Source organism: Psychrobacillus sp. FSL K6-1464, from assembly GCF_038003145.1.
Classification (GTDB): Bacteria; Bacillota; Bacilli; order Bacillales_A; family Planococcaceae; genus Psychrobacillus; species Psychrobacillus psychrotolerans.
Window position 1 is genome coordinate 276,132 of record NZ_JBBOOP010000002.1, and the last position, 24,280, is coordinate 300,411.

General features: G+C 36.8%; 23 protein-coding genes. 15 read left to right on the top strand and 8 right to left on the bottom strand.

Going from position 1 to position 24,280, the window contains the following annotated elements:
* The first annotated feature begins 5 nt into the window (after window positions 1-5).
* From MKX39_RS21410 to MKX39_RS21460, 11 genes are all read left to right on the top strand, one after another.
* The gene (locus MKX39_RS21410; RefSeq protein WP_340771890.1) at window positions 6-3,074 is read left to right on the top strand and encodes an Athe_2463 domain-containing protein; all 3,069 of its coding nucleotides are present in this window, start codon (window positions 6-8) and stop codon (window positions 3,072-3,074) included.
* A gap of 112 nt (window positions 3,075-3,186) precedes the next feature.
* Window positions 3,187-4,242, top strand: a complete 1,056-nt coding sequence (locus MKX39_RS21415; RefSeq protein ID WP_340765320.1) for a hypothetical protein — start codon at window positions 3,187-3,189, stop codon at window positions 4,240-4,242.
* A gap of 130 nt (window positions 4,243-4,372) precedes the next feature.
* Complete coding sequence (locus MKX39_RS21420) at window positions 4,373-5,017, top strand: hypothetical protein (protein WP_340771892.1); 645 nt, start codon at window positions 4,373-4,375, stop codon at window positions 5,015-5,017.
* 345 nt (window positions 5,018-5,362) lie between these two features.
* A complete protein-coding gene (locus MKX39_RS21425) occupies window positions 5,363-5,650 on the top strand; it encodes a hypothetical protein (RefSeq protein ID WP_340765323.1) in 288 nt (95 codons plus the stop codon).
* Window positions 5,651-5,767: 117 nt separating this feature from the next.
* On the top strand, window positions 5,768-6,106 hold the full coding sequence (locus MKX39_RS21430; RefSeq protein ID WP_340765325.1) for a hypothetical protein: 339 nt from the start codon (window positions 5,768-5,770) through the stop codon (window positions 6,104-6,106).
* A gap of 120 nt (window positions 6,107-6,226) precedes the next feature.
* Window positions 6,227-6,451, top strand: a complete 225-nt coding sequence (locus tag MKX39_RS21435) for a hypothetical protein (protein WP_340765327.1) — start codon at window positions 6,227-6,229, stop codon at window positions 6,449-6,451.
* 181 nt (window positions 6,452-6,632) lie between these two features.
* Window positions 6,633-7,034, top strand: coding sequence for a hypothetical protein (locus MKX39_RS21440; RefSeq protein WP_340765329.1), 402 nt, complete (start codon window positions 6,633-6,635; stop codon window positions 7,032-7,034).
* A 128-nt stretch (window positions 7,035-7,162) separates the two neighbouring features.
* Window positions 7,163-7,468: a hypothetical protein gene (locus tag MKX39_RS21445; protein ID WP_340765331.1), complete on the top strand. Its 306-nt coding sequence runs from the start codon at window positions 7,163-7,165 to the stop codon at window positions 7,466-7,468.
* Window positions 7,469-7,632: 164 nt separating this feature from the next.
* Window positions 7,633-7,776 carry a hypothetical protein gene (locus tag MKX39_RS21450; RefSeq protein ID WP_340771894.1) on the top strand — a complete coding sequence of 48 codons (144 nt, stop codon included), beginning with the start codon at window positions 7,633-7,635 and terminating at the stop codon, window positions 7,774-7,776.
* A 133-nt stretch (window positions 7,777-7,909) separates the two neighbouring features.
* Window positions 7,910-8,494, top strand: a complete 585-nt coding sequence (locus tag MKX39_RS21455; protein WP_340771896.1) for a hypothetical protein — start codon at window positions 7,910-7,912, stop codon at window positions 8,492-8,494.
* A gap of 474 nt (window positions 8,495-8,968) precedes the next feature.
* The gene (locus MKX39_RS21460; protein ID WP_340771899.1) at window positions 8,969-9,250 is read left to right on the top strand and encodes a hypothetical protein; all 282 of its coding nucleotides are present in this window, start codon (window positions 8,969-8,971) and stop codon (window positions 9,248-9,250) included.
* Window positions 9,251-9,397: 147 nt separating this feature from the next.
* Here MKX39_RS21460 and MKX39_RS21465 read toward each other — a convergent pair whose 3' ends face one another.
* From MKX39_RS21465 to MKX39_RS21480, 4 genes are all read right to left on the bottom strand, one after another.
* On the bottom strand, window positions 9,398-11,317 hold the full coding sequence (locus tag MKX39_RS21465) for a hypothetical protein (protein WP_340771902.1): 1,920 nt from the start codon (window positions 11,315-11,317) through the stop codon (window positions 9,398-9,400).
* A gap of 37 nt (window positions 11,318-11,354) precedes the next feature.
* Window positions 11,355-12,671: a PhoH family protein gene (locus tag MKX39_RS21470; protein WP_340771904.1), complete on the bottom strand. Its 1,317-nt coding sequence runs from the start codon at window positions 12,669-12,671 to the stop codon at window positions 11,355-11,357.
* Between the two features lie 732 nt (window positions 12,672-13,403).
* Window positions 13,404-14,609 (bottom strand): hypothetical protein, encoded by a 1,206-nt coding sequence (locus MKX39_RS21475; protein ID WP_340765340.1) that lies wholly within the window; start codon window positions 14,607-14,609, stop codon window positions 13,404-13,406.
* 1,321 nt (window positions 14,610-15,930) lie between these two features.
* A complete protein-coding gene (locus MKX39_RS21480) occupies window positions 15,931-17,382 on the bottom strand; it encodes a hypothetical protein (protein WP_340765342.1) in 1,452 nt (483 codons plus the stop codon).
* A gap of 174 nt (window positions 17,383-17,556) precedes the next feature.
* On the opposite strand from MKX39_RS21480, the gene MKX39_RS21485 reads away from it, so the two are divergent.
* The 3 genes from MKX39_RS21485 (at window position 17,557) to MKX39_RS21495 (ending at window position 19,547) form a co-directional block, all read left to right on the top strand.
* The gene (locus tag MKX39_RS21485) at window positions 17,557-18,498 is read left to right on the top strand and encodes an S-layer homology domain-containing protein (protein ID WP_340771907.1); all 942 of its coding nucleotides are present in this window, start codon (window positions 17,557-17,559) and stop codon (window positions 18,496-18,498) included.
* A 104-nt stretch (window positions 18,499-18,602) separates the two neighbouring features.
* Window positions 18,603-19,073 (top strand): GNAT family N-acetyltransferase, encoded by a 471-nt coding sequence (locus MKX39_RS21490; protein ID WP_340765346.1) that lies wholly within the window; start codon window positions 18,603-18,605, stop codon window positions 19,071-19,073.
* A 108-nt stretch (window positions 19,074-19,181) separates the two neighbouring features.
* Entirely contained in the window at window positions 19,182-19,547 is a 366-nt protein-coding gene (locus MKX39_RS21495) for a hypothetical protein (protein WP_340771910.1), read from the top strand.
* Window positions 19,548-19,646: 99 nt separating this feature from the next.
* On the opposite strand, the gene recJ is transcribed toward MKX39_RS21495, so the two are convergent.
* The 4 genes from recJ to MKX39_RS21515 form a co-directional block, all read right to left on the bottom strand.
* The gene (gene recJ, locus MKX39_RS21500; protein WP_340765350.1) at window positions 19,647-21,347 is read right to left on the bottom strand and encodes a single-stranded-DNA-specific exonuclease RecJ; all 1,701 of its coding nucleotides are present in this window, start codon (window positions 21,345-21,347) and stop codon (window positions 19,647-19,649) included.
* A 118-nt stretch (window positions 21,348-21,465) separates the two neighbouring features.
* Complete coding sequence (locus tag MKX39_RS21505; protein WP_340765353.1) at window positions 21,466-21,975, bottom strand: metal-dependent hydrolase; 510 nt, start codon at window positions 21,973-21,975, stop codon at window positions 21,466-21,468.
* A gap of 324 nt (window positions 21,976-22,299) precedes the next feature.
* On the bottom strand, window positions 22,300-22,941 hold the full coding sequence (locus MKX39_RS21510; RefSeq protein WP_340765354.1) for a helix-turn-helix transcriptional regulator: 642 nt from the start codon (window positions 22,939-22,941) through the stop codon (window positions 22,300-22,302).
* Window positions 22,942-23,048: 107 nt separating this feature from the next.
* Window positions 23,049-23,723 carry a dTMP kinase gene (locus tag MKX39_RS21515; RefSeq protein WP_340771912.1) on the bottom strand — a complete coding sequence of 225 codons (675 nt, stop codon included), beginning with the start codon at window positions 23,721-23,723 and terminating at the stop codon, window positions 23,049-23,051.
* Window positions 23,724-23,881: 158 nt separating this feature from the next.
* Here MKX39_RS21515 and MKX39_RS21520 point away from each other — a divergent pair, with 158 nt between their 5' ends.
* A complete protein-coding gene (locus MKX39_RS21520) occupies window positions 23,882-24,274 on the top strand; it encodes a hypothetical protein (protein ID WP_340771914.1) in 393 nt (130 codons plus the stop codon).
* Window positions 24,275-24,280: the final 6 nt, after the last annotated feature.

A 24,280-nucleotide genomic window follows, 5' to 3' on the forward strand; every position in this document is an offset into this window, starting at 1 on the left:
TTAAAATGTATATGAAAAAGCTCGCGGGTAGAGTTCTATGGTTATTCATGGCACTAATGGTCATTACAGCGTTTTTCCAAGTAACACCAGCAGCAGCAGCGGGAACCACCAAACACTGGACAGGAAAAGACGGCACAGTCACTGTTACAAGGCCATCGAATTTGCCACCTTTTGCAATTTCCTTTAATGGGCATTCATCCTATCCAAGTAGCAAACTATTCTATCTGGAAATACATCGTAGTATATTTAGTTGGTATTCACCTGTGCCACCAGAGGCAATGAGCCCTAGCAATCAGGATAAAGATAGATGGCAAATAGTAGAAAACCGAACAAATGAATATGGCGATGATTCCAATGCCTATTTCGTAAATAAGAATTTCAGTTGGAATTTGAAAAAAGGAAGACAAGAACCCAAACTTGGAAAACCAGGAGTGTATCAAGGAGATAACACTGGTACAACACAAATAGGGGTTGCTTACAACAAAGGTGGAACAACCTACAACTATGTAGGAAAGAACTATGAATGGAGATATCTTGGGTATTCGGCAGAAGGAAATTCTGTTCATAATCCTTATTTCCCTGCCGATTATCCACCCCCGGCTGATAGCGATTATAGTGATAGAAATTGGATTGTAGATCCAAGCACCAATGACGCAACGAAGAGTCATGAAATGGCTAAAGCTTCTCATTACGATTCGAATGAAAGCCAAAAAATTGCATGGTTTAAAAAGTATTTCTTCACGAACAACCCTAATTTCCGTAGAACTGGAAAAACATTAGATGAAGATGCGAAATACTGGTCTGAAATTTTCAACCTACAAAATAATCCAGACTGGTCTACAGGAATTGTAGTTGGTTTCCATCAGTATGGTAAAAAGATTTATTACATCAATTTAGAGTTTTCAAGCCCTAAAATGGCAAACTTACGTCTGACAAGCTATAAGGTGTTTGATAATGAAACTGGAGAACTAGTTGCTTCATTCACTAGAAACGCAACAGACAACAAAAATCTTACAAGTAAATTTACGAAGCATAAAAAAGCAGTGAAAGCAGGAAGTGAATACCGTATTGAAGCATCCGTGAAGAACATGACGGAAACAGGACTAGTAGGCAAGTCTACTATGTTCACACCACTTGGACTAAACACCTATTATTCTTATGATAACAAGGTTGCGATTCCTAACGTGTTCGACATGCAAGCGAACTCTGCAATGGCTCAAAAGGGTGCAGCGAGATCGGATAGCGATAAGATCGGTTATGGTCATGCAGCGAAGTATGACAAAATGGTATCAGACGGAGGAGAGGCTTCTTCTTGGATTGTCAAAGTCCCAGAAACAGCTGGAGAGTTTATGAAGTTTCGGGCGACGATTCCACTTGCTCACTATATTATCGGAGACAACTTTGATACAAGTGATGATGAAGTAGAATTTATCATGCCTGTTCAAACAGACGATATTGGGGTCAGCGTCAATGTAGACTTGCTACAAGGCGGGAAGAAAGTGGACGATGTAGTAGCTGGAGAAACGTATAAGTTACGCTTCTATATAAACAAAGCATTCGGAGAAAAAGAGGTTGGCTCGAACAACCCACTAAATCCATTTGCATCTCTAGACCTCAGCTTAACAGACGGGGTACGCACGTTAAACCTCGAGCAAATTGCTACCAAGACTGTATTGAAAAAACAAGGGGATATAGCCATTGTCGAGATGGATTACACACCAACTCAGCCATACATGAAGGTAACATGGCAGATTGCTAATAAACACAGAGTACTCAAACAATCGACAGACTATACGAACGATGGACCATATTCGAAGGAATGGAGAGGATTACTCAACATCTCCGCTTACGACCTAGAAGTCAGTCCAAATGCGATTCGGATGCCTGTAGATGGAAATACTTCTGCAAGCGAATCTGTTCAGCTTTCGTTCAAATCACAATTAGAAACAAACTCCACTAAATCGTACAATGTCTTGTATACAGTGAAGCTTGGTAATAGTGTGATTGGTCAATTCAATGCAACTTTACCACCAAATCAAAAAGTGCAGTTGAGTTTCAGCGTTCCTTCCAGAACATATACGCAAGGTACACATACCTTTAGTGTAGAAGCGAACCCGGCACCGAGAAATCCGGTTGAGTATGTTCCAGGATTAACAAATCCATACAATGACAACATTGCTGAAGGATATCTGAAAGTCACTAAGAACGACGCTATCAAGCGTTGCGATATGAGACACACGTTAAATGAATGGACGACTAAATATACAATCTATGACTGGAAAGGTGAAGCATACGAATTCCAGAATAGCCGAATCGTCGGATACGAAGCAGCTACTTGCTACGAGTACGAATACGATTCAAAAAGCGGGACCTACATCCCTTCTCCTTACGATTGTGAACGTCCAGTTTATGAGTACTACCCAGACATGGGCATAAAAACTACCTACACAAACACATTTTTGGACATTCGTGATCACTTTGAAAGCTATAATCTCTCGAAGATTCTAATCAGAAGCAAAGAAACTGTTGGTGGTTGGAAAGATGTTAAAAACGGGACTGCGAAAGTACAAGCAGGATATGGCTTTGAAATGAAAGTGTTTGCTGAGTATCGCTCCAATTTGTTATCAAACAGACCAGAATCATGGTCTTATTCTACAAGCTTCACGTTATCAAATGGTGTAAGCCATAGCTACGTGTATGACTTGAGAACTGTTAATCCGGATCATGGCCTTCAAGCTAGTCCTTCTCAGATGTTCATGGAGCATCCGTTTAGTAAAGTGGCAGGAGGAAAAGCAACCGTAATACTAGGTGTTTCAGAATCTACTGGTGGACTGGATAACAATACTAAAACATTCTATATGCCGCTTGTGAAAACGGCGGGTGTGAATGTTCATGAGATGTTGATAGATAAAAATGTGAAGACTGGCACTTATCAGATGCGTTTCGATACACCTGAATGGTATGGGTCGACACAGAAACCTGCAACGTCCTTAATGCTGTGTGATTACGCGACAGTAACCATTGAAGTGACAGCAGATAATGTTGACGATATGAACACACATATCACGCATTAATAACAAGAGCCTCTCCGGAGGCTTTTTGTTTTCTGTAAATAATATTTGACAAATAACCATTTTTATGCTATACTATTAGTAACAGATAAAGATAAGAGAGGGGAATATGAACATGAAGAAATGGCTTATAGGAATAATGGCTCTATTATTGATCGTAACAATTGCACAAATAACACCGGAGGATAAAGCTAGCGAAGCTAATCGCTTATTCGTAAACGGCAAGCAGCTTAGTGGAGCAGATGTCTCTTTAATGAATTACAATGCAGAATACAAATCGGTTTACATTCCACTTGTGAGTACAGCAAAAGCTCTTGGATTGAAAGTGGAAAAAATAGACTCAAACAATGTAATGGTTTTTGACAAAGCCAATGAACAATATCTGTACCGTATTGGAAGTTCAGTTATCTTAAAGGGTTCTTCGATGAATACGATTCTTCCTTATGAGACAAAAGTTATTTCTAGTATCAAAGTACCGGTTCAAAAAGGACCTTACTTATCCAATAATCATTTCTTAGTTCCTCATAAGTCTTTTACAGATGTATTAGATATTGCAGTAGAGGCTACTAAACGATCTGACGGAGGTTGGGATGTCTATGTAGGGTCTAAGCCAGTGAAAACAGGACAAGCAACCAATGTGACTCCTCCAAAGACAGAAGCTCCTAAGCCCGCATTAGCAGGAGTTAAGCAAGACAGTCGATTCCCATACCCTAGCAATTGGGTAGCCCCAAGCATCGGAGATACTCGTACAAGTAAAAACATAGAAAAAGATGCTCTAACTCTTGAAAAGAAACTTGGTTATTCAGAAGTATCTTCTTCTTCTGCATCGTTTGATATAGATGGTAATTATAATTTCGGAATTTTCCTAACAAAGAAATCATCTCAAGATTTTGAAGTTTCAATTACGATTCCATCATTTAAATACAACACAAAAGCATCTAACGAAAATAAGATTCCGTACATTTTAAAAGAAACTTTAACATTCTATGGTGTGCCTGAACTATACAATGTGGTGGAAGCGGGGAAAATTAAAGGCGACAAAACCAAATGGGACAAACCATTTAAAATAGGAAATCGGTCCGTAGAAGTTTGGGATACAGGTGGACAAACCACTGTAATGATTGGTAAAGCAGGCGTGAAGTACGATGCAAACTGGAAGCAAATCAAATAGTATAATTAGTAGAAGAGGGCGTCAGAGTATTCTGTCGCCTGTTTTGTTTATACAAAAACATAATATAGTGAGGTGGAAAGCGAGTGAAGCATATACGTTTCTCCCGCGATAAAAAATGACACGAAATACAATGAAAAGTACGTTGAGAAATAATTATCCAACGTGGAAACAGACAAAAACTAGTTTTTCAATAGTAATGCTTATTCTTGTTACACATATATTTTGGTTTGCCTTCGGAGTATTAGGTTTTGAATACTTGCCGATTTTTGTCAGCTTGGACATAGGATTCATGATTTTCGCTATCGTCCATCGAGTCCTATTTATTCCATTGGCAAAGTTTTCTATCACAACAGCCTTTTTCAGGGAAAGTTACAATCTTAATTTCTTAAAGAATATCTATCTTTTTCGAGACATATTAGTACTAGGTGCTTTTCTTCGAATAGGAGGATACGCCTTTTTACTTTTATCAATCGAATCAGCTACTCCTGCTACTCCTAAAGAAATAGACATGATTTGGGCAGAAAAACTGAATAACCCCTTAGGATTCCTAATAGCTCTCTTCCTTTATATAACCTATCTTTTCTTTCAATATTATCAAGACCGATTTATGAAGATAGGTGATTATTATTACGAAGTCAAAGAACATATGGAACTCCGAAAGGTTAATTCCCAAACAGCATCGGTACATGTACGCAACAGAAGAAAAGCAGATAGAGATAAAGAGGTATACTCTAACTCAATAAAGAATGCCAATCAGACAAAGCAATCGAGGTAATCGAAATCTATTTATGGGAGGATATAGAGGATGTTTGAATTTCATAGTTTGTGAAAGTATTCACTTAAACTAAAGTCGCAGTTTAGATGAATAAGCAAAATGCATTTTCGAAAAATCATAATGTTAAATTTGTTTAATATTGGAACTTCTATTTACTTCAAACGTATTAAAGTAAAGGAGTAGATTAGTTGAAAAGTGTTGTTTAACACGTGTTCAACAATCTGGCATTTTGTGTATGAAATTCGAGGCGACAGGAAAGGTGATGGATTGAGTCTAATTCAAGTTATATATATAGTGCTTATATGGACAATACCTAGTCTGGGTTCTTGGAATTCCTTCAGAAAAATGGAGAAAGAGAAACAGATAGAGCTTATAAAAGAGTGGAGAAATCCTTTATCTATTTTAGGTATTACACCTAGTTTTATTGGTGTGCTTGTATATCTTACAGGCTCTGTTGCAGCATCTGACATAAAAGTCTTACGTGATTTGGGAATCGCTTTGGCACTATTTGGTTGGTTTGTAATTTGGGTAGTAGGTCTGATAAAAGGAGAGGAAAATACCTTTAAGTGTTTTACTATGATATTAATAGGGATTTCCGTACTAATTGCTTATATCTATCTGTTTTCTTACTAAACTAACGGGTGCTTTACTTCAAGAAGGAGTAAAGCCTTTTTTCTTATTGAACCTAATGCCGCAGTTTCGTTGAAGAGTAATTTACCTAACTGTGGAAAGGAGGCATGGATATTTAATATGGATACTGATTCTCTGATTCCGTTTATAATTATTTGGGGATTACCAGCTTTTATGGTTGTTAGACGTTATTTTAAAATGAATACTGATGATAAAAAATCAGCAATCAATGATTTTAGGTCATGCCGTTTTATTTTAACAATTGGGTTTATTGTAATGGGTACTTTCTTTGCACATTTAGGGTCTTTATTCGCCATTAGGATCATGGAGTTAATTGGGATTGGTTTTTTTGCTTTAGGAGGATTCTTATCAGCAATAAATCTGTGGAATAAGAATAAAATCAAAAGTGTGATTATACTGGTTTTAATAGCTTTTCCTTTGTGGTACGTATTGAACTAACGGGTGCTTTACTTCAAGAAGGAGTAAAGCCATTTTTTTATTGAACTAACGAAGCAAGTTAGTTTAAGAAACACATTGGTTAATTGTGGTAATATATTATCAGATATGGGAGGGATTTCATTGGACTCATTTTATATTTTAAGGTTCTTTACGACGTCAGAAATCATAATTTCTACTTTTTTTCAAAATGGTATTTGGGTAATCGGCTTTTTTTACTTGCTAAATAAAACATTTGAAAATAATAGACTTAAGTATTTTTCTAAATATACTTTATGGGTTGTTATGGCTATCTTATTTATTCATTCAGTAGTAATTGGTATAGAAACTTTATTCTTATTAAACTAAAGTAGCAGTTTAGTTTAAGAAGAAGGTTTTTTTGAGATTGTGTTGAATAAGTTAATATATGTAAATTATAGAACAATAGGGGTGCTTTACTTCAAGTCTGGGGGTGGCACTTTTTTCTTGCCCAAACGTAACAGTTTAGTTCAATAAATGAAATATTCATACTTAAAATGGGGTGGAGAAAGTGAATACAATAGATTTTGAACGGATAAATAGAAATAGAAAAAAGATATTTACGTTTACTTTAATTTGGATGGTATTGCTTGGCGGGCTATTATTTCCAATAAAATTTGTCCAATTTATCCCAATATATATAGGAATGCTCGTTGTCTATTTTTATATTGCTTACATGTTATTTGGTCTATATGAAAAACGTCCTCTAGTGATGATTTTCTATGCATTTTTATTTAACTCCATTGGTCTGTTATGGCGTGTTCTTTTAGAATGGGGAGAGTATTCAATGATTAGGGATTTGACTATATTGAATGTGATGATTTATCTTATTTCGATTCCCCTTTACATTACGCTAGTCTTTTTAGTGATACAACGATTGATTGATAGAAATCAAAATAAAGTGCATAGCTAAAATAAATATATAGTTTTTCATATTCAGCTAACGGGGCTTTACGGGTAAGCCTTTTTTCTTATTGAACTAAAAGGGTAGGTTAGTGAAATAAAGGGTAAAACTAATTAGATATAAATTAGGAGAGTGCAATGAAAATCTTTCTAGAGTCAACACTAATTTTAGTTATATTCGTATTTGTTAGTATCATATGGGTAATTCTTTGGGGAAGTATATATTTAGAGATTGGCATTGATATTGATGAAAGATATGGTGGAATGCCTTATGTCTCTATTCTTATTCTGTTTTTGGTGCTATATAAAAACAAATTGCAATTTAGCGGAATGAATAAAGGAAAAGATAGAGAAAAACTACCGAAATTGATTTCTAAAATACTTATTTTCACTGCAATTAGTCTTTTATTCTTACCGCCAGTACTGAGTTTCTTCTTCAACTAACGGGTGCTTTACTTAAAGAAGGAGTAAAGCCTTTTTCTTATTGAACTAAAGCAGCAGGTTAGTTTTAACAAACAAGTAGAATATTTATTTAAAAGTGGAACCTCGATTCGACTTAAACGTATTCTAATAAATAAGTATTTTATCAAAAATAAGGGGGGAATCAAATGGAAAATCAGAAGAATGAGAATGATGTATTTTATCATGTTGGCGATAAGAGATTCACAAATGAGGATGAAGCAACTCGATATGAAAGAGATATAATGAAAGACAAAAAACGTGGGATAGGGCTGATTTATTTGTTGACTTAGTAGGTGCAATGCTTTATCCATTTGTGTTGGTGGGGAAGTGGATAATCAAGTTGTTGTTTTCTTAGATTTAAATTGTAATAAAAGAGAATACATTTTCCACTAACGGGTGCTTTACTTCATGAAGGGGTGCGAAATGAAAAAACTAGCATTACTATTAATTTTTCTGTTATTATCAGTAGTTTTAATCGCGTGTAACAATGATATCCAAGAGTCTCAAAAGAAGGAAGATCCAACTCGAGTATCTAAAGAGAATACTAAAAAAATACAGACTGAAAAAAGTACTGTTGGAAATGAAGAAAAATTCCTTCCAGCTTTTAAGGATCTTGTTACACCTGAAATTTCCCTTTTGTCTTCTGAGGGGAAAATGAAATATCTGTTTGATTTCTCGTATGGAGAAGTATGTTGGAATAACTGTGATGAATTCATTCATTACAACTACCCTAGCATCCATAGCGGAGATGTTGAAGTTGGTGATAAAATTCAAATTGATTGGAGTACATTAAAACCGCAACCAACAGAAATTCATTTAATACACGTAGATAATAGCGATGAATATGATTCAAAAGAAGTGAGTAGAAAACAAAAGTCTCCTGAAAATACACCTTTAACAATTGCAGTTGATGAAGAAATGATTGGAAATCAATATGCTTTCGAATTCATATGGAAAGATGGAAAATTGGTTGAGGGAAGAAGCATAATGAATTTTAAACTTGAGTAGTGGATTTATCAAAAAGTCTTCTTGTACTATCGGGTGCTTAGTTTATGGGTTTGCTTAACTTGTGTTCAACAAGTGAGCTAAGTTGAGAAAGGAGAATCGAACTTATGAAGAAAAATATTTTGTACTTTATAGCAGGTCTCTTAACTTATTTTGTGATTTCTAATCTTATGCAGTTATTGTAAAAGCTATTTTAATGAGTTCAACAAACGGACGGACTTGCTTAATAAGCGGTATCTGTTCTTGTTCCAACTAACATACTTACGAAAGTAACATTCTACATTAGATTCCTTATATACAAACTGGTGCTTTACTTCAAGAAGGAGTTGAGCCTTTTTCTGTTTGAACTATAAGTTGCTGTTTTCTGGAAAAAAATAGAGGTACTAATTGGTGTCGATTATGCTGAGTTAGAGACAGGTTTAGTTAATAAAGGGCGTAACATAAATCACTAAAAATACATTTTGAAAGAGTGATAATATGAACCACTACCAAATTGTAAAAGAAGTAATTAATGATTGGGACCCTATGTACCTTTTACCTTACACATCTGAGGATGAATATGAACCAGAAATACGTCGCATTGTATCACTTTTACCAACTATATCTGTTGAAAAATTAGCGGTAGTGATACATGAAGTCTTTGGCGAAATGTTTTCGAGTTGTAGAGTACCTTCGATTAATAATTGTTACCCAAGTGCCTTGAAAATTTGGAACAAAATTTACAATAATAAATTTCCAAATTTAAAAAAACGATATTAATCAAAAAAATCTATAACACAGCCAACAAAATAAAAAAATGTACGTTACTAAATTAATTAGTAGTGTACATTTTCATAATGTAACAAGATAAGCAAGTAAAGGTTAGGTAGATCACCATATACAATTGCTTGCTCTTCCGGTTACTATTTATCTGCGTTCGATTGTTGCCTTTCCATTTTCAAATCTCATCAGGTGATCACCGGCTTTTATTAAAGCGTTGATTGGTGCCATCCACACGCCATTTTCATCTTGATATGGCCCAGAGTACAACTCGATCTTTTGTCCTCTATATAATGCAAACGCTTGACCGTCTTGATACTCAATTCTCATGCCATCAATATCGACATAGAAACCATTGTCTACTTCCACAAATGTTCCACCTAGAGATGTTGCAACTTGCTCAGCTGGCATTAGGGCAATTTCACGCTTCACTACAATTGGCTGGTCGAACTGGACGAGTTTACCTTTGATATTGATGCTATCCGTTTCTACCTCACTAGCATGTATAACAAGCATTCCATGACCACTTTCTTTTTCCTCTATTCCTGTTCGAAGGTCAAATGTCGTGTTCAAGAACTGTTCTTCTAACTGCACAAAACTCATTGGGAATTTAGCTTGTTCAATGGAGATGACTTGACCTTGTACTAAGGCTAGTCCTCTTGCTTCTTCTTCCACAAACTGACCGTTTCCATCTACGCTCATTGCTTTAAATATGTCATGTGCTTCATCATACGTAATTGCATTGAGATCCTTCACCTTCACGCCGGTTGCGTTATAATAAGGGATTTCTGCAAAGCGGTTGAACGTATATAAAATTTCGTTGTTTTCGAGAGCGAGCTTTTCTCTTTCTTTCTCAATCAACGCACGTTCTTTTTTGTACTGTTCCAAACGCTCTTTTGCATCGTAAGGGTTATACACATTTGCAGGTTTGGATTTAGAACCAGAGAATCTCTCAGTTCCTTCACCGCTCCAACATAAGCCTTTCTCGCCGTCTTTCGGTTTAGAAGTGATTGTCTTAATCAACTTCTTACCTTTGTAATGCTTATCAATCTTCACACAACGGTTACCTTCCATTTTGTACTTACTTTCCACACGCGTGCTTCCGCCTCCAAGAGAAGGGAAGGTTACAGTACCATCTGGATTCTTAATAGCACCTGGTGGCAATTTACCCCCATTAGAGCCTCCTGAACCGCCTCCAATCGTTTCTCCAACATTTGGGTCCTTTCCGTTGTCAATGACATCGTAGTCGTCTGGTACAGCATCTACAGGCTTGTCTCCATGATTACCATGACCAGGACCAATGATTTCGAATTCTCCGATTAAGTTTGTATATCGTTTCATTAGTGCTGCCTGAACAGCTTTGTCTTTAATCATTGAGATGGCTTCTTTGACGAGAGTTGCATCATTTAAATCCTCTTTATTCTCGAAGCGAGCAAGGATTAACATAGCGTATCTTTCGATTACAACATCATATGCTTCTCCACTCAATTGTTTAAACTGAACCATCATGTCTTTCGGTAAGTCTATTTGATTGATAACTTTTGGATCATTTCCTTTTACAGTCGGAAGGGAATGTACAGCTTCCACATATGCTAGACCTGTTTCTTGATTAGGGTTTGCAAGAAATGCTTCCTTCATTAATTGAATGTGTTTAATGTACTCATCATACTTTGAGAAAACGATGGGTACAAAATCTGCAGAAGGATCTGGTTTTGGTTCTATTTCTTCCTCCTCTACATTCTCTTTGTCATTGTTTTCGTCATCTACAATAGGAGCTATGATTTCTGGAGACGGTAACTCTTCTTCTTCTTCTTCTTCAGGAACTAGGACATTTGTTGAATCGTCCTTTTTCGGGATTTCCCCTTCGAACGTATCGGTAGCTTCTTCAAGTTTATCTAAGATGTCCTCAATGCCCTCTAGGTTGTTCTCAGCCGATAGGGAAGTTTTTTCTGAAGAAACTGCATCTCCTGTATTTGCAGATGCCGTGACGGGGGAAATAACCATCATTACTGCGAACCCAGCAATCATCCATCTTCTCCATAGGCTTTTTAAATCTTTGTGTCGCATTTGTTTTCCTCCTTTCTGTTAGTAATCTTGTAGATTGTTACATCTTCGTCGAACCAAAGGTTGCCACTTTTCCTCTACGTGAGTCCGGAGAAATATCCATCGTAATATGCCCGATGTAATCTTCGGTTTTTCCTCGTTCAATCATATTGGATAACCCATTATTGTGCTTGGTTAAATGTGGGTCGTCAATTTGTTCAATATCACCCATTACAATAGACTTTGAGGCATCCGTGGGTCTTGTTAAGAAAGTTTTCATCATTCGATTAGAAGTGTTTTGACCCTCATCTAATATAATGAACCTTTCATCTATACTCGTGCCTCTCAATAAAGCGAGAGGAAGTGCATCTATAATTTCTTTTTCTCGCATAGATAATATTTTATCGGCAAGCATCAACCCTTTGCTACGCAACTCTTTTTTATAGAGATGCTCAATTGAGTTATAAAGAGGTTTGATATGGTTAGCAATTTTCTCATTCATATCACCTGGGAAGAAGCCTAAATCTTCTTTTTTGTCAGTAGGAATAATGGACTTAGTGTAAAGTAATTGATGTTTTTTACCACCTTCTACACTCGCTAAACCGACATCTACCGCTTGTAGTGTTTTCCCTTTGCCGCTTGGGCCCATGGCACTTACTGCCAATATGTCAGGATCCAGAAGTAAATAAAGATACATTTTCTGTTCCAAATTCAGTGGTTCAATTCGGAGTTTAAGTCCAGACTCTTTTAAGAGTGCTTGTAGCATTCTATCTAAAGGAAGGATTCTGTTTCCTTTCATCACTCCAATAGCTGTATGTGCAGGATTTGATTCGTTTACTAAAATAGCAAACTCATTTGGATACAATTCATAGGCATTCGCTAGACCACTTGTGAAAAGATGCCCAATCATAGGCTCAGGGACCGCAATGTATCGGTAGCCTTTGTACAACTCTTTCGTTTTAATAATGTCGGCATGGTAGTCCTCTGCGGTTACGAACATACTCGCCATGACACGAAGCATTCTGTCTCGACTTACGAGTGTTCCTTCATGATGCATCGCACAGGAAATGATTTTATAGTCATTTTCATTGTAAGAGAACCAGCTTTTTAGACGTTCTATGTTTTGGTGATTACTCACTTTTACGAGGGTTTTCCCATATTGAACACCTTCTTCTAATGAGCCAGATTTCGAAAGATTTTCTAGAATTTTCGTAAATTGAGACGCTGCGTAACCCCGGTCAGAATGTTCATCTTTGAGTTTATTAATTTCTTCAATAAGAATAGCAGGTAGGATGACCGTGTTCTCTCCAAATTGGCTTAAACACTCGAAATCATAAACAGGAATACTTGTGTCTAATACGAATATCTTCTTGCTCAAATGCGACCTCTCCCTTTTTTGCGTTTTTGTATTATATTGCAGTTGAGAGAATCTATTCGCTTAGATTGACACTACTAATGAAAATAATAATATTATTGTCTTTTTCTCGAGAGCATTTAAAGACATATATTATTCAAGTATTAATTTAAAGATTAAATTAAAAATTAAAACAGATATTAGAGAGACTGAAATACAATTGAAAGCCTTGATACGAAAGGGATTGACAAAATTTGATTGTCGATAGTATGTATTTTGGTAAAACAGACTGCTCACTTGGTAAAAAAACAGCAACACTTTGGATAAAGAGGAGTAGCTATCGGATAAATTAATGGCGGTTGAGGTAAGATTCCGGTATTAAGTGGTAAATTAAAGGGAAGAAAAAGAAAGTTTTATGCACCTAAAACATGGAAACTTGTCCACATGTGGATAAGTGGTGGGAAATTAATATAAAAATGAGGTTTTTTGTTTGAAATTACTGAGTTTGATAACATTTAAGAGTAAGGAATACATTAGGAATGTGGATAACTATGGTTATAAAGATAACTGGAGCAGGAGATGGAATAGGTATATGGAGGTCATACTCAGTTATTCATTTAGTGATACAAGAATGAATAGGGGAGGAAGAATGGTACATTCAATCAAACCAAAAAAAAATTCCATGACAAATAGCCCGTCACCGATAGGGTTGATGCAGGCAGGGATAAATATTCATTTTTTTAAAAAAATAATTACTTAAGCAACTCGCTCTGAGTTGGAATGAATAGACATGGTGACAATAATCGAACGGATATACCCACCAATATTAGAGATAGGTTTAGCAATTTCATCTTCATTTAGCTCAGCTTCTCTTCTCATGCGATAAGACCACATACGAAGTGCACCCTCTGTTAAGTCTAGACCAAATTCCATAGATAAAGAAGCCAAGCTGCTGAAGTCTCTTTGCTTGTAGACTGGCAAAGATAATTCTTCTACCACTGCTTGAATCGCTAAATCGTTTTCTTGATAGACAATAGCCTCTTGAGCTTTTGCATGGAAACGTTCATTGATATCTACTTCTATATGATTTGATATACGGCTTAAAGTAAAAATCTCATCCGATTTATCAAACAACTTGTTTACCAGACGATTACTTTTACGTATATATTTTGGCAAATCTGCTACAAGATCGGCTAAAGGCACATTGATATGTGATTCATTTCTGCTTTTTCTCACAAGTTCATAGCGGTCATATGTTTCATATAAGCGTAAAGACAAACGAAGAGCGTTAACATCTTTCATTGAACTTAATTTGCTTAGATGTTCGCTGCTCATTTTTAAATAACCTTGCTCCTTGCTATAGTATGTAGTCAAAACAATTTGCCACACTCCACGATCTACTTTTGTAAGTTCGATAAAGCCAATATCTTGTAATCTTAACAGATTACGCGTAATCGTTCTTACATCCATGCTGAAAAAGTCCGCAAGCTCTACTGTACGAATATTACGAATCAAACCTACGGAAAAATGTTCTAGGTAGGTAGCTTTAGCTTGTGCTTCGGATTCAGACATGTTGGGATTAGCTTCTTTCATTTTTGCAATAGCTGCAGGTTTTGTCGTTATTTCGGGATCAACAAATCTGCTTAATTGTACTGGCTTCACATCTAAGAAGTGAAAACCAACCATCATTAATATTTGGGACTGTGTCAAGGATACTTTTTCCGTACGATAAAATGCATGTTGATCATTTTCAGAGCAATTATAAGCACGGCAAAAAGATGTCCGTTGTTCTAAGGACATCCCAGGTATATTGTCTTCGCTAAATCGGCACTCTTTTGATACGCCCGAAAGGACACGTCTTTCAAAACCATGTATGATACGTTGCAAGAAGGAACGATCGATTCTTGCAAACTCTTTTGCTTTAATGTGATTAGTAGGTAATGAAACTTCAACGATTTTCATGACTAAAAACCCCTTTCCAATTCTAGCTTTGGAAGGGAATCTCTCTATTGCGTCAGGAAAGGATAAACGGTATAATAAAAGAAGAATTTGATAGGTAAATCTTTCTTTTTGTGAAGCGTGTTTGCGTTGATGTCCAAGTCAACACAACAACTATCGATACTTCCGTTTTTCTTTTCGATAACACATTCAGATTAGATTCCCAACCAGACGACCAATCGTGCTCGATACACGGTTGGTTTTTTTTTGTGTTTTTGTCGATTGATGTCATCATATCACAAATTTTGTATACAGAAAAGCTTTAATTTCGTACGCAAAAAAGTAAAGATTTTCATAGGAACCTTAATAAATCAACGTTTCTATGGTGACGCAAAAAAGTAAAGAAATGATAGAAAGTCAACAATAACATAGTGCGAAAATTTTTTTTAGTTTTTTTTTGACGCAGAAAAGTAAAGAAAAAGTTATTTCCGACGCAAAAAGGTAAAGAAATAGTTCATTTATACGCAGATAAGTAAAGAAACGGTCTTTACTGACGCAAAAAAGTAAAGAAATAGAAGTTTTGTTAGCAATTTTTGTCGAATTCAAACAATTATATTTTTTATTCTCTGACGCAAAAAAGTAAAGAAAGTAGAAGGTGTGACGCAAAAAGGTAAAGAAAATGGATTTAGTGACGAAGAAAAGTAAAGATAACTAACTTTGAGACGCAAAAAGGTAAAGAAAAATCATTTTAAGACGCAAAAAAGTAAAGATAACTAGCTTGGAGACGCAAAAAAGTAAAGAAACTGCTTTGACTGACGCAGAAAGGTAAAGAAAATTAAGAAAGTGACGCAAAAAAGTAAAGAAATTATCTTGTGTGACGCAGAAAGGTAAAGAAAATTAAGAAAGTGACGCAAAAAAGTAAAGAAACCGCTTTGACTGACGCAGAAAGGTAAAGAAAACAGTTAGAATGACGCAAAAAAGTAAAGAAAATATCTTGTGTGACGCAAAAAGGTAAAGAAAACAGAGTGAGTGACGCAAAAAAGTAAAGAAACTGTCTTGGATGAAGCAAAAAAGGTGAAGATAAGAGGTGGAGTGACGCAATAAAACAAAGAAATAGTCTTGTGTGACGCAAAAAGGCAAAGAAAACAGAGTAAATGACGCAAAAAAGTAAAGAAATTATCTTGTATAATAATAAATGTTAAAGTAAGAGCTTAGGTGACGCAAAAAGGTAAAGAAAGTTTCTTTGTATTCTTTCTTTAATCCATTAAGAGTTAAAAAAAACAAACACCTAGGTTCGGAAGAGAACAAAAGTGTTTGTTTTATTGTTGTATATTGTCAAATTATGTTATGCCTGCTCAAGATTCTTTGTCCCTGTATTATCTATTCCAGTAGAATTGGAGGTAGAGAGCTTATAATCGACGACTTCAGCATCGGAGAATTCTTTAAATTTCACCAAGAAGCCATCTTTTTGTCTAGTGTAACTACTAATAATTATTTCTAGCTTACAAAATTCTTTTAAGCTGTCTTCTATTTTGTTCATTGCATCTTTGGGTGATTTTTCATCAATCCTAATTTGAGTGGAGAAGAAATCGACTAATCCATAATAGCCCTCTGAGTTATCTCCTTCTACATAAATACGAAGTCTTTCTTTTTGCATCAAATGCACCAACAATTGCGAAAACTCAATTCGTAAGCTATCAATCTCTCGATGGTAAATACGAATAGTATCCTCATTTATCAATTGTTCAAATGCTGCTTCATTCACTACCACTTGAGCGATGAGAGCATCTTTATCAATAGAAACGGAATCGAGGAACGACCAAGATAAGTCGGTCCCTTTAGAACCTGGCTCACGTCTTCTAACTTTCATCATAAAACTCATCATTTTAATTTTAAATAGACGTTTTTGGGCTTCTTCATAATGCCTTCCGGCCCTAGATCCGTAAACGTCTTTAACTAGCGGTCCTATTGGGAAGGAAATTTTTCTATCTAAATAGAATGAAGACGTTTTTTGTCTTAAAATGTGGCGGATAATTTTCATGTCAACCGTATCTGGATTCCAAGAAGGCACCATTAATTCATCGCCATCTTTTAAATCCACAAGCGTGCGTATCGTAACATTTTTATTCCATGAGGTGTATTCGCCTGTTAATAGACCGGGATTTTCTGAAGGTATCATAACTTCACTGGAGCTACGCTCACTGAATGCAGGTGTACTTACAAGACTTGGATTGTGCTCAATTTCCTGATATATGTTTCCCGTTGGCCCGTATTTATCCAATATGTATTTGCTAATAAGAAAAGATAAATCATTAAGAAAAGCATTTTTAACTGAACGAGTAGGCTTATAGAATAAAAATGGATAATCCGTAATATGTTGCGTTTTATCCGCGATCCATTTTTCGACAGCATCCATTCGCTTTGCTATGTACTCATCTTCATCTTCTACGCCTACGTAACCTGAGTCTAGATCGTTTGCTGTAATTAATGCATCCATTGTATTAAACTCCATAGCAACGGGGTTATTACCCTTCTCTATTTCTGCTAATAATTTCTTATACCAGTCGCGTTTCATTATTTGACGCTTATTAAAATGAGTTTTTCTCATCCCAACCATATCCAAACCATTGCCATCGTGTATACCTATTCGTTCTTCTAATAAAAAGTCTATCAACACTTGTTCATCAGGAAATTCGTTTCGCATGACTTGGGTATATATACGACGCTTCATGGCTGGAACATTAGCATGCAGATAATCTTCTATATCTTTTCGAACAATCATTGGAACTTCTTGCATATCAAACACCTCCAAAACTAACTAGTTATTTATGATTATATCGAAACATGTCATCAAGAAGCAAATAGTCAGTTGAAATAAGTAAAATATAATTGACAAAATGGGAATCTATGTGTATAATAAGAAGTAAGATAACGTGTAAAATATTTAATTCAAACATTGGAGGTTGGAGATATGAAGAACAGAACTACTAAAATAGGTGTAGGAATCTTAACCATATTAGCATTAGCCGTACCTAATGCAGCAAGTGCACAAGCAAAAAGCTTTAAAGATGTACCAAGTACACTTTGGACGCATGATATTGTTGTTGAAATGGCAGACGCAGGTGTAATTAACGGATATCCAGATGGCACATTTAAACCAAACGACTCGATCACGCGTGGCCAAATGGCGGCAATGCTTTCTCGTTCAGAAAACTTTGAGTTAGAAAGAGCAGCTGTTGCATTTAAAGATGTTCCAACAAATCACCAATATCATGATGAAATACAAGCTGTTTATCAAGCAGGAATTGTAGATGGTAAAGGAGATGGCACTTTCGGAGTATCTGATTCATTAACTCGTGGACAGATGGCTAAAGTACTTACAAACGCTTATGAATTAGAAGCAAAAGGAACAAAGAATCTTTCGGATGTTGAGGGCCATTGGTCTGAGGAGTATGTATTGGCTATGTACACTAACGGAATTACCACTGGAAACGGCGGAAAGTACCTCCCACAAGAAAAACTAGAACGTCAGCATTTCGCTGTATTCATGCATCGTGCACAGGGAGGCAAACCAGGAGCAGTTGTTCCGGTTAAGCCATCTACACCAGCGGAAGACGGGGTCAGCGGCTTCAAAAACAAGAAAGCTCTTGGGCTTCACGGTTTTGAGTTAGATCGCTTCCGTTACGATGTATACGAAAACTCTGCGAAAGATGGAGGCATAACACTTAGCGTGAAAGCTTACACCGATGGAAAGAATATTTCCGTGGAAAATTATCATGAATTCGTACAATCTTTAAAGAAAACAGTATCCGATATGAACCCATCGCTTAAACACGTTTATGTGAAGGTGTATGTAAACGACAGCAAAACACCTAACTACATAACAGACGATACAAACATGTATTACAATTAAACAACAAACGATCTGCCTAAAAGGGTGGGTCGTTTTTATGGTTTGCCATGAATATGGATAGCGAATAGTGAATAAAATTACCCCATACAGAACGGAGAGGTTTTATGGAATTGATAAATGAAAAAAACGCCCTATGGGACCATGAAAAGGAAAGGATAGTAGGGGAGGCAAAGGAAGGAACATTTGATATGGGCGATTTGAAGTACGGTGAAACTCTTTTTCAGGAATGGTGGAAACTTATAGATGAACATAAAAGAATCATAGGTTTTGGCTGGGTACACAAAGAAGAAGATGACTTCGAAATATCCGTGGCTGTCGACAAAGAACATCAAGGCAATGGGGCAGGTTCTTTCATTTTGGGGGAATTAGAAGGCATTGCTAAACAGTTAGGTTTTCATCAAGTTATAGGAATCATAAAGTCAACAAATCAAGAAGCAACTGAAGTGATTGAATGGCTTTACCGTAATGGTTATGTTGCATATTGGCCGGGCTTCCAAGGTTCTGAACCAAAGAATCAACATGTTGCATTTAACATAGTTAAGAAATGCGATTTGACGTTAACAAAGAATATTTAATAAAAGGTGTTTACTATTACACGAAATTCCAAAACGCAACTCGTTTAACAGAAGGAAACTATTTATAATTGATTTAGATGACAAACAAAAGAAAAAGGAGTGTAGGAAATGAAAAAACAAAGAAAACTAAATCAATTTGAGAAGGACAACAATGAGGAACTAATAAAAATGTTTAATGAAGTCAACACTGCTGGTTTTAAAGCGGATTTAACTGTGATGGACCATATGAAAACTTTATACAAAGGAACTGTAGTAGTAGAGCTAATGATTGGTAATGGCATTGAGCTCCATTTTGATGAAAAAGAACAAAACAATTACTTAGAATTAGGATTAGACGCAATTTATCTGCTCAATGAAGTTCCTATGAAATTCACGAGAAACACGACAAACGAATCTTATGGATGGTTGACTCAAAAAACATTCCAAATTATGTTAGAATCTGGCAAAACCATTAATATTTCGGCAATTGAATAAATAGAGGAATAGAGTTTGACAGACCATCATTTATGAATGGTCTATTTTTTTTATCGCAATTATTAAGCAAATAAAAAAGGAGCATTTCTGCTCCTGTTATCAACCTGCAGACCGTACATTTTCGGCATCTGCTTTAAATTGTACTGATCGTTTTCCCATGTAATCATTGATATCCGGATTTCCGATTGCTTTTATGACGGCAGGTCTTCCCAGTTCATCATACAAGTTGCCATCATTCCAAATGATTACGTCCAGACTGTCTCCTTTTAGCTTCGCATGTTGCTTCTCGCTACCCATTCGGAATTCACTTCTTACTTGAAAAGCCATAAGTCCGATGACGGGTGGGGGAAACGCTTCGCCAAATGGCTCTAAAACACGTAAATCCTCGATAAAGTCTAGCGTCAAACCTTCAGGAGTTAACGGTATTTCTACTGTAATGACTTTCTGAAAATCTTCTTCAGTCAATTCCTCTTCAGCGAATTTGTTCATTTTCTCCGCGAATGAATCTATGAGAGCAAGCGTGGTGGATGCACCAGCAGCTTTTGCATGTCCGCCGTATCCGACTAGTGTTTCTGGGCATTTATCCATCGCTCTCTTCAGATGAAATCCTTCAATTCCTCGTCCTGAACCTTTTAATGTATTACCTTTTGCATCCGTAAAAACAAAGAATGGTCGATTATATCGTTCTTTTAAACGACTAGCAATAAGGCCGGTAAGACCTTCGTGAAAATCTGGTGAATACACCACATTCATATGTTTTACGCCAACTTTTTCGACCATTTCGATAGCTACTTCACATAGCTCTCGAGTGAGTGCGGAGCGGTCTTCGTTACGCGTCTTCAAGTACGTGGCAATCTCTTTCATACGAGTCTCGTCATCGGTTAGAAACAGTTCGATAGCAATGGATGGATCACCGTCCAAACGACCAATGGAGTTAATGGCCGGCCCATAACTAAATCCAAACACACTACGAGCATCAATAGTTTTTGGAGCTAAGACTTCACGAAGTATGGAGAATGCTTTTCGGTCTCCTCTCATCGCCTTTTCAAATCCTTTTCGAATCATAATACGGTTCTCATCGAGCTGCGGCATAACATCCGCCACAGTTCCTAAAGCAACTAAGTCCAAGGTGTCGTACACGTGCTCAATAGGAAGCCCCATACGGAAGTACAATAAATGCATGAGCTTAAAAGCTACGGATGCCCCACACAATCCTTTGAATGGGTATGGACAATCTTTTTGATGTGGGTTTACGACCGCAACACATTCTGGAATCGTCTCTCCTACATCATGGTGATCCGTAATAATTACCTCTAATCCAAGTTTCATCGCGTGAGCAATTCCTGCATGGCCAGATATTCCATTATCAACAGTCACTATAACTTCCGTCTCTGGATGTTTTAGTAGCATCGCATCAATACTGTCAGGGGTTATCGTGTATCCATGAGCAAAACGATCGTTTGCCCAATAATCAACTCGAGCTCCTGCCCCACGTAATAGAGAAGTCATGATAGTTGCTGAAGTAACACCATCAGCGTCATAATCACCATAAACTAAAAATACACGACCTTCCTTGATCCATTGCATTAAATACTTCACAGCTTTATCCGCATCTTTTAATAATGATGGGTCGTGCAGATCCGACAATTCTCCGTACAGAACAGCTTTAGCTGATTGTGCATCTCTGAATCCTCGGGATGCAAGCACCTGTAGTACATTGTCCGACAATCGAGCCAATTCTTTATCCGCTTTTAATTTCGATAAATCCTCGGTCCTTTTTCTTTTCCAAATAGCAGTCATGTGAACACTCCTTTTCTAATATTGAGCCAAAAAGCTCTCCAATTATTTTTTTCTTGTTCTATCCTATGCAGGACAAGGGTTTTCATAAAAAAAAGAGCCCCGAAGGACTCCGAACCTTTTAAATTGGCAACCAATAAGAACCGAGTGCGACCACGATACAGAGCATGAGAGCGAATCCGAACAATGTCTCTCCGAAACTACCAGTCTTAATTTTCGCAAAATTCGTCGATTCTTTTGAAAATGGATACATCAGTGGAACTCCAGCAGGTGTGAGGGCATCTAGGAGCACATGACTGATCGCTCCACAGAAGAACCCGATGATACCGAATAGCCACATTTGTCCAAATCCAAATAAATTGCCAACAAAGAGTAGGGCAATGGACAATGCAGCTAGTAGAATAGGTGCATGGGTTGCTCCGCGATGTCCAGTTGTCATCCGAACAAGAAAGCTCAGAAGTTTGAGTCTTTTCCCAATAAAGCTTCCTTTATGATCAATATCAGGAAACAGGGAACCAATTAAAGTACCTGCAGTCATTGCAAGTCCCACTTCCACTGTAGCTTCTGGAGCAATGGCATATAAAGCGGCAGCCGTAGCCACTCCACCCATTAAATGTGTGTTGTATCTCATTATTGCAGCCTCCTTTTGTATGAAATCGTTCTATCATACGCAATTAGAGGCAAAATTAAAGCCTACTCTATTAAAAAAGTAGGCGAATGATGCATTCAATTCCCTTCCGAACTAGGAAAGCGAAGGGGATTAGCAATAAAAAAGCAAGTTGCCAGGCGATAATTCGACGGATTAATCGGTTAGATGCTAAAGGAGAGAACAAGAGATTATGAACTAATACAGAAAAAAAACTTTTAGAAGATTTCGTCCTTTTCTGAATTCGTTTTATACAGCGAGTATCTTTGATAGCTGTCAATAATCTCTCCATTTCTTCTCAACTCCTCGTCAATCCTTTTCTACTGGTATCATAATTTGTCTAAATAATAACTCGTAGTCTTCCATGAATTCTTGCTTCAGCTGCTTACCAGCTACGCTTTTCGCTTGATTCCACCCCATACCGGGATGTTCTTTAAGAATTTGCTCATGTCGTGATTCTATTCGCTCTTCCACATAAGACTTCATGGAGCGTTCTATTTCTTTTTTTGTAAACTTTTTTCTAGTCCCTGGATTGAAATACTCCATTTTGTCCGCTTTGATTCGTAAAGTTCTTTCATGATATGGAAGCACTTCATTATCGACCATTGATAAGTATAAGGATGTGTCTGAGTCTGATTTCAAAGGAGTTAGCCATGCTGAATCAGTCAAGGAAAAGAGTTTCTCCACTGGCTCACCTAAAACATACGATATCTTGAGTGCAGCGTCTATACCAGGTTTCGACTTGCCAGTTACAATTGTATTTACTAGTTGTCGGGACAACCCTGTTTTCTTGGCCAAAGTTGACAATATCATTCGTTTGTCGTCGAGGATATCCATGATTTTATTATCGATTACATCTTCTTCTTTATCTAAAACTAAACCCAGTTTTTCTATTTCCCAAATGCCTTCTAATATTTGACCTTCCACTAACGGGGACTTTTCATTAGTCATCCAAAAACCTCCCATAAATCTTATCTATTGTTCTTATCATAACTGGTAGACCCTATATTGTCAAATAAAATTGACAAAGGACCCGGCCGTTAGGCAAGGTCCTTCTGTTAGGTATGCAACAAAGTCAACGCTTCTTGATAAATCTTTTGCTGAATAACATCTATATCGTACATAGTGCTTCCGTTATCGCATGCGATTACTTTCCAATCGAATGTTGACGCTGCTTCTCGTCCTGCTAAACAGGTAGTCCGCATGTAACTATCATTTTCTTCATGAATATCTCGTTCTCCTCCAACTTTTAATGTACGTCCTTCTCTAAGTTTTTTAGACACCTCAGGTTCTACATCAAGAAACAACATAAGGTCGGGTCTTGGTAGCCCACATATCTCATGTTCATGGTGGTCCAACCAAGATAAATAGGTACGACGTTCCTCTCCCGACAACTTAGCACCTTGGTAAATCATATTGCTCGATGTATAACGATCAAGAATAATGACTACACCATCTTCCAAATCCTTTTTCCAATCTGACAAGTAGCTTCCCAATCTGTCTACCGAATAAAACGTAGAAGCAGCATAAGGGTTGATAGCTTCTGGATCAAGTCCGAACGAACCATTCAAATACATGCGTACTAATGCAGAAGAAGGGGATTCGTATGCTGGAAAGCTGATTCTCCTTGTTTTAACGCCCGCATTTATGAGTGATTTCTCCAGTAATTTCGCTTGCGTCTCTTTTCCTGCACCATCTACACCAGATTCTAAAACGATTAATTTCCCTTTCATATGAAACGCTCCTTTTTTATCAAAGTTTTGACTTTCCTATTTTTTACGTCTACACCATCTTATGCAGTAGAAATAAAACAATGCGTCGAATATTGAAGAATCGAAGCCATACAAAATACATATGATAGAGCAGCGAATAAGTAGAAAGGAGTAAAAAAATGAAAAATAAATGGAATGCGGTTGGCGTTTTCCTTTTCATGTGTTTGTTGTTGTTGTTTGTCTCTCCAACTGTGACTTATGCCCAACAAGAAGACATAGGTCTAGGAGGAGGAGCAGACAGGATTCAGTATGATGATCCGAAGAATGTAGATGAAGCTTGGTTTAATTTGTATGAGGATTGGCAAAAATTCTTGGCATTCGTCCTTGCTTTTGGTCTATTAACTTCCATATTGATATTCATCATGTTAATGATGAAGCTGTCTAACACTGGAGATAATCCTTATGAAAGACAAGCTGTTTTAAAAGATATTCTGGTGCTCTTTGTCACTACGGCAATACTCGGAGGTTTCGGATTGTTTGTAACGCTAGTGATCCTAAACTTCTACCAATAGCAAAAG

What these genes read in the sequence shown, in the direction of transcription:
- MKX39_RS21480 (WP_340765342.1), bottom strand. Translation starts at nt 17,382, where the DNA reads ATGCAAGAAGTTCCAATGATTGTTCGAAAAGATATAGAAGATTATCTG.
- MKX39_RS21505 (WP_340765353.1), bottom strand. Translation starts at nt 21,975, where the DNA reads ATGAGATACAACACACATTTAATGGGTGGAGTGGCTACGGCTGCCGCT.
- MKX39_RS21455 (WP_340771896.1), top strand. Translation starts at nt 7,910, where the DNA reads ATGAAAAAACTAGCATTACTATTAATTTTTCTGTTATTATCAGTAGTT.
- MKX39_RS21485 (WP_340771907.1), top strand. Translation starts at nt 17,557, where the DNA reads ATGAAGAACAGAACTACTAAAATAGGTGTAGGAATCTTAACCATATTA.
- MKX39_RS21460 (WP_340771899.1), top strand. Translation starts at nt 8,969, where the DNA reads ATGAACCACTACCAAATTGTAAAAGAAGTAATTAATGATTGGGACCCT.
- MKX39_RS21520 (WP_340771914.1), top strand. Translation starts at nt 23,882, where the DNA reads ATGAAAAATAAATGGAATGCGGTTGGCGTTTTCCTTTTCATGTGTTTG.
- MKX39_RS21415 (WP_340765320.1), top strand. Translation starts at nt 3,187, where the DNA reads ATGAAGAAATGGCTTATAGGAATAATGGCTCTATTATTGATCGTAACA.
- MKX39_RS21490 (WP_340765346.1), top strand. Translation starts at nt 18,603, where the DNA reads ATGGAATTGATAAATGAAAAAAACGCCCTATGGGACCATGAAAAGGAA.
- MKX39_RS21465 (WP_340771902.1), bottom strand. Translation starts at nt 11,317, where the DNA reads ATGCGACACAAAGATTTAAAAAGCCTATGGAGAAGATGGATGATTGCT.
- recJ (WP_340765350.1), bottom strand. Translation starts at nt 21,347, where the DNA reads ATGACTGCTATTTGGAAAAGAAAAAGGACCGAGGATTTATCGAAATTA.
- MKX39_RS21510 (WP_340765354.1), bottom strand. Translation starts at nt 22,941, where the DNA reads ATGACTAATGAAAAGTCCCCGTTAGTGGAAGGTCAAATATTAGAAGGC.
- MKX39_RS21425 (WP_340765323.1), top strand. Translation starts at nt 5,363, where the DNA reads ATGGAGAAAGAGAAACAGATAGAGCTTATAAAAGAGTGGAGAAATCCT.
- MKX39_RS21475 (WP_340765340.1), bottom strand. Translation starts at nt 14,609, where the DNA reads ATGAAAATCGTTGAAGTTTCATTACCTACTAATCACATTAAAGCAAAA.
- MKX39_RS21515 (WP_340771912.1), bottom strand. Translation starts at nt 23,723, where the DNA reads ATGAAAGGGAAATTAATCGTTTTAGAATCTGGTGTAGATGGTGCAGGA.
- MKX39_RS21445 (WP_340765331.1), top strand. Translation starts at nt 7,163, where the DNA reads ATGAAAATCTTTCTAGAGTCAACACTAATTTTAGTTATATTCGTATTT.
- MKX39_RS21410 (WP_340771890.1), top strand. Translation starts at nt 6, where the DNA reads ATGTATATGAAAAAGCTCGCGGGTAGAGTTCTATGGTTATTCATGGCA.
- MKX39_RS21430 (WP_340765325.1), top strand. Translation starts at nt 5,768, where the DNA reads ATGGATACTGATTCTCTGATTCCGTTTATAATTATTTGGGGATTACCA.
- MKX39_RS21420 (WP_340771892.1), top strand. Translation starts at nt 4,373, where the DNA reads ATGAAAAGTACGTTGAGAAATAATTATCCAACGTGGAAACAGACAAAA.
- MKX39_RS21450 (WP_340771894.1), top strand. Translation starts at nt 7,633, where the DNA reads ATGGAAAATCAGAAGAATGAGAATGATGTATTTTATCATGTTGGCGAT.
- MKX39_RS21495 (WP_340771910.1), top strand. Translation starts at nt 19,182, where the DNA reads ATGAAAAAACAAAGAAAACTAAATCAATTTGAGAAGGACAACAATGAG.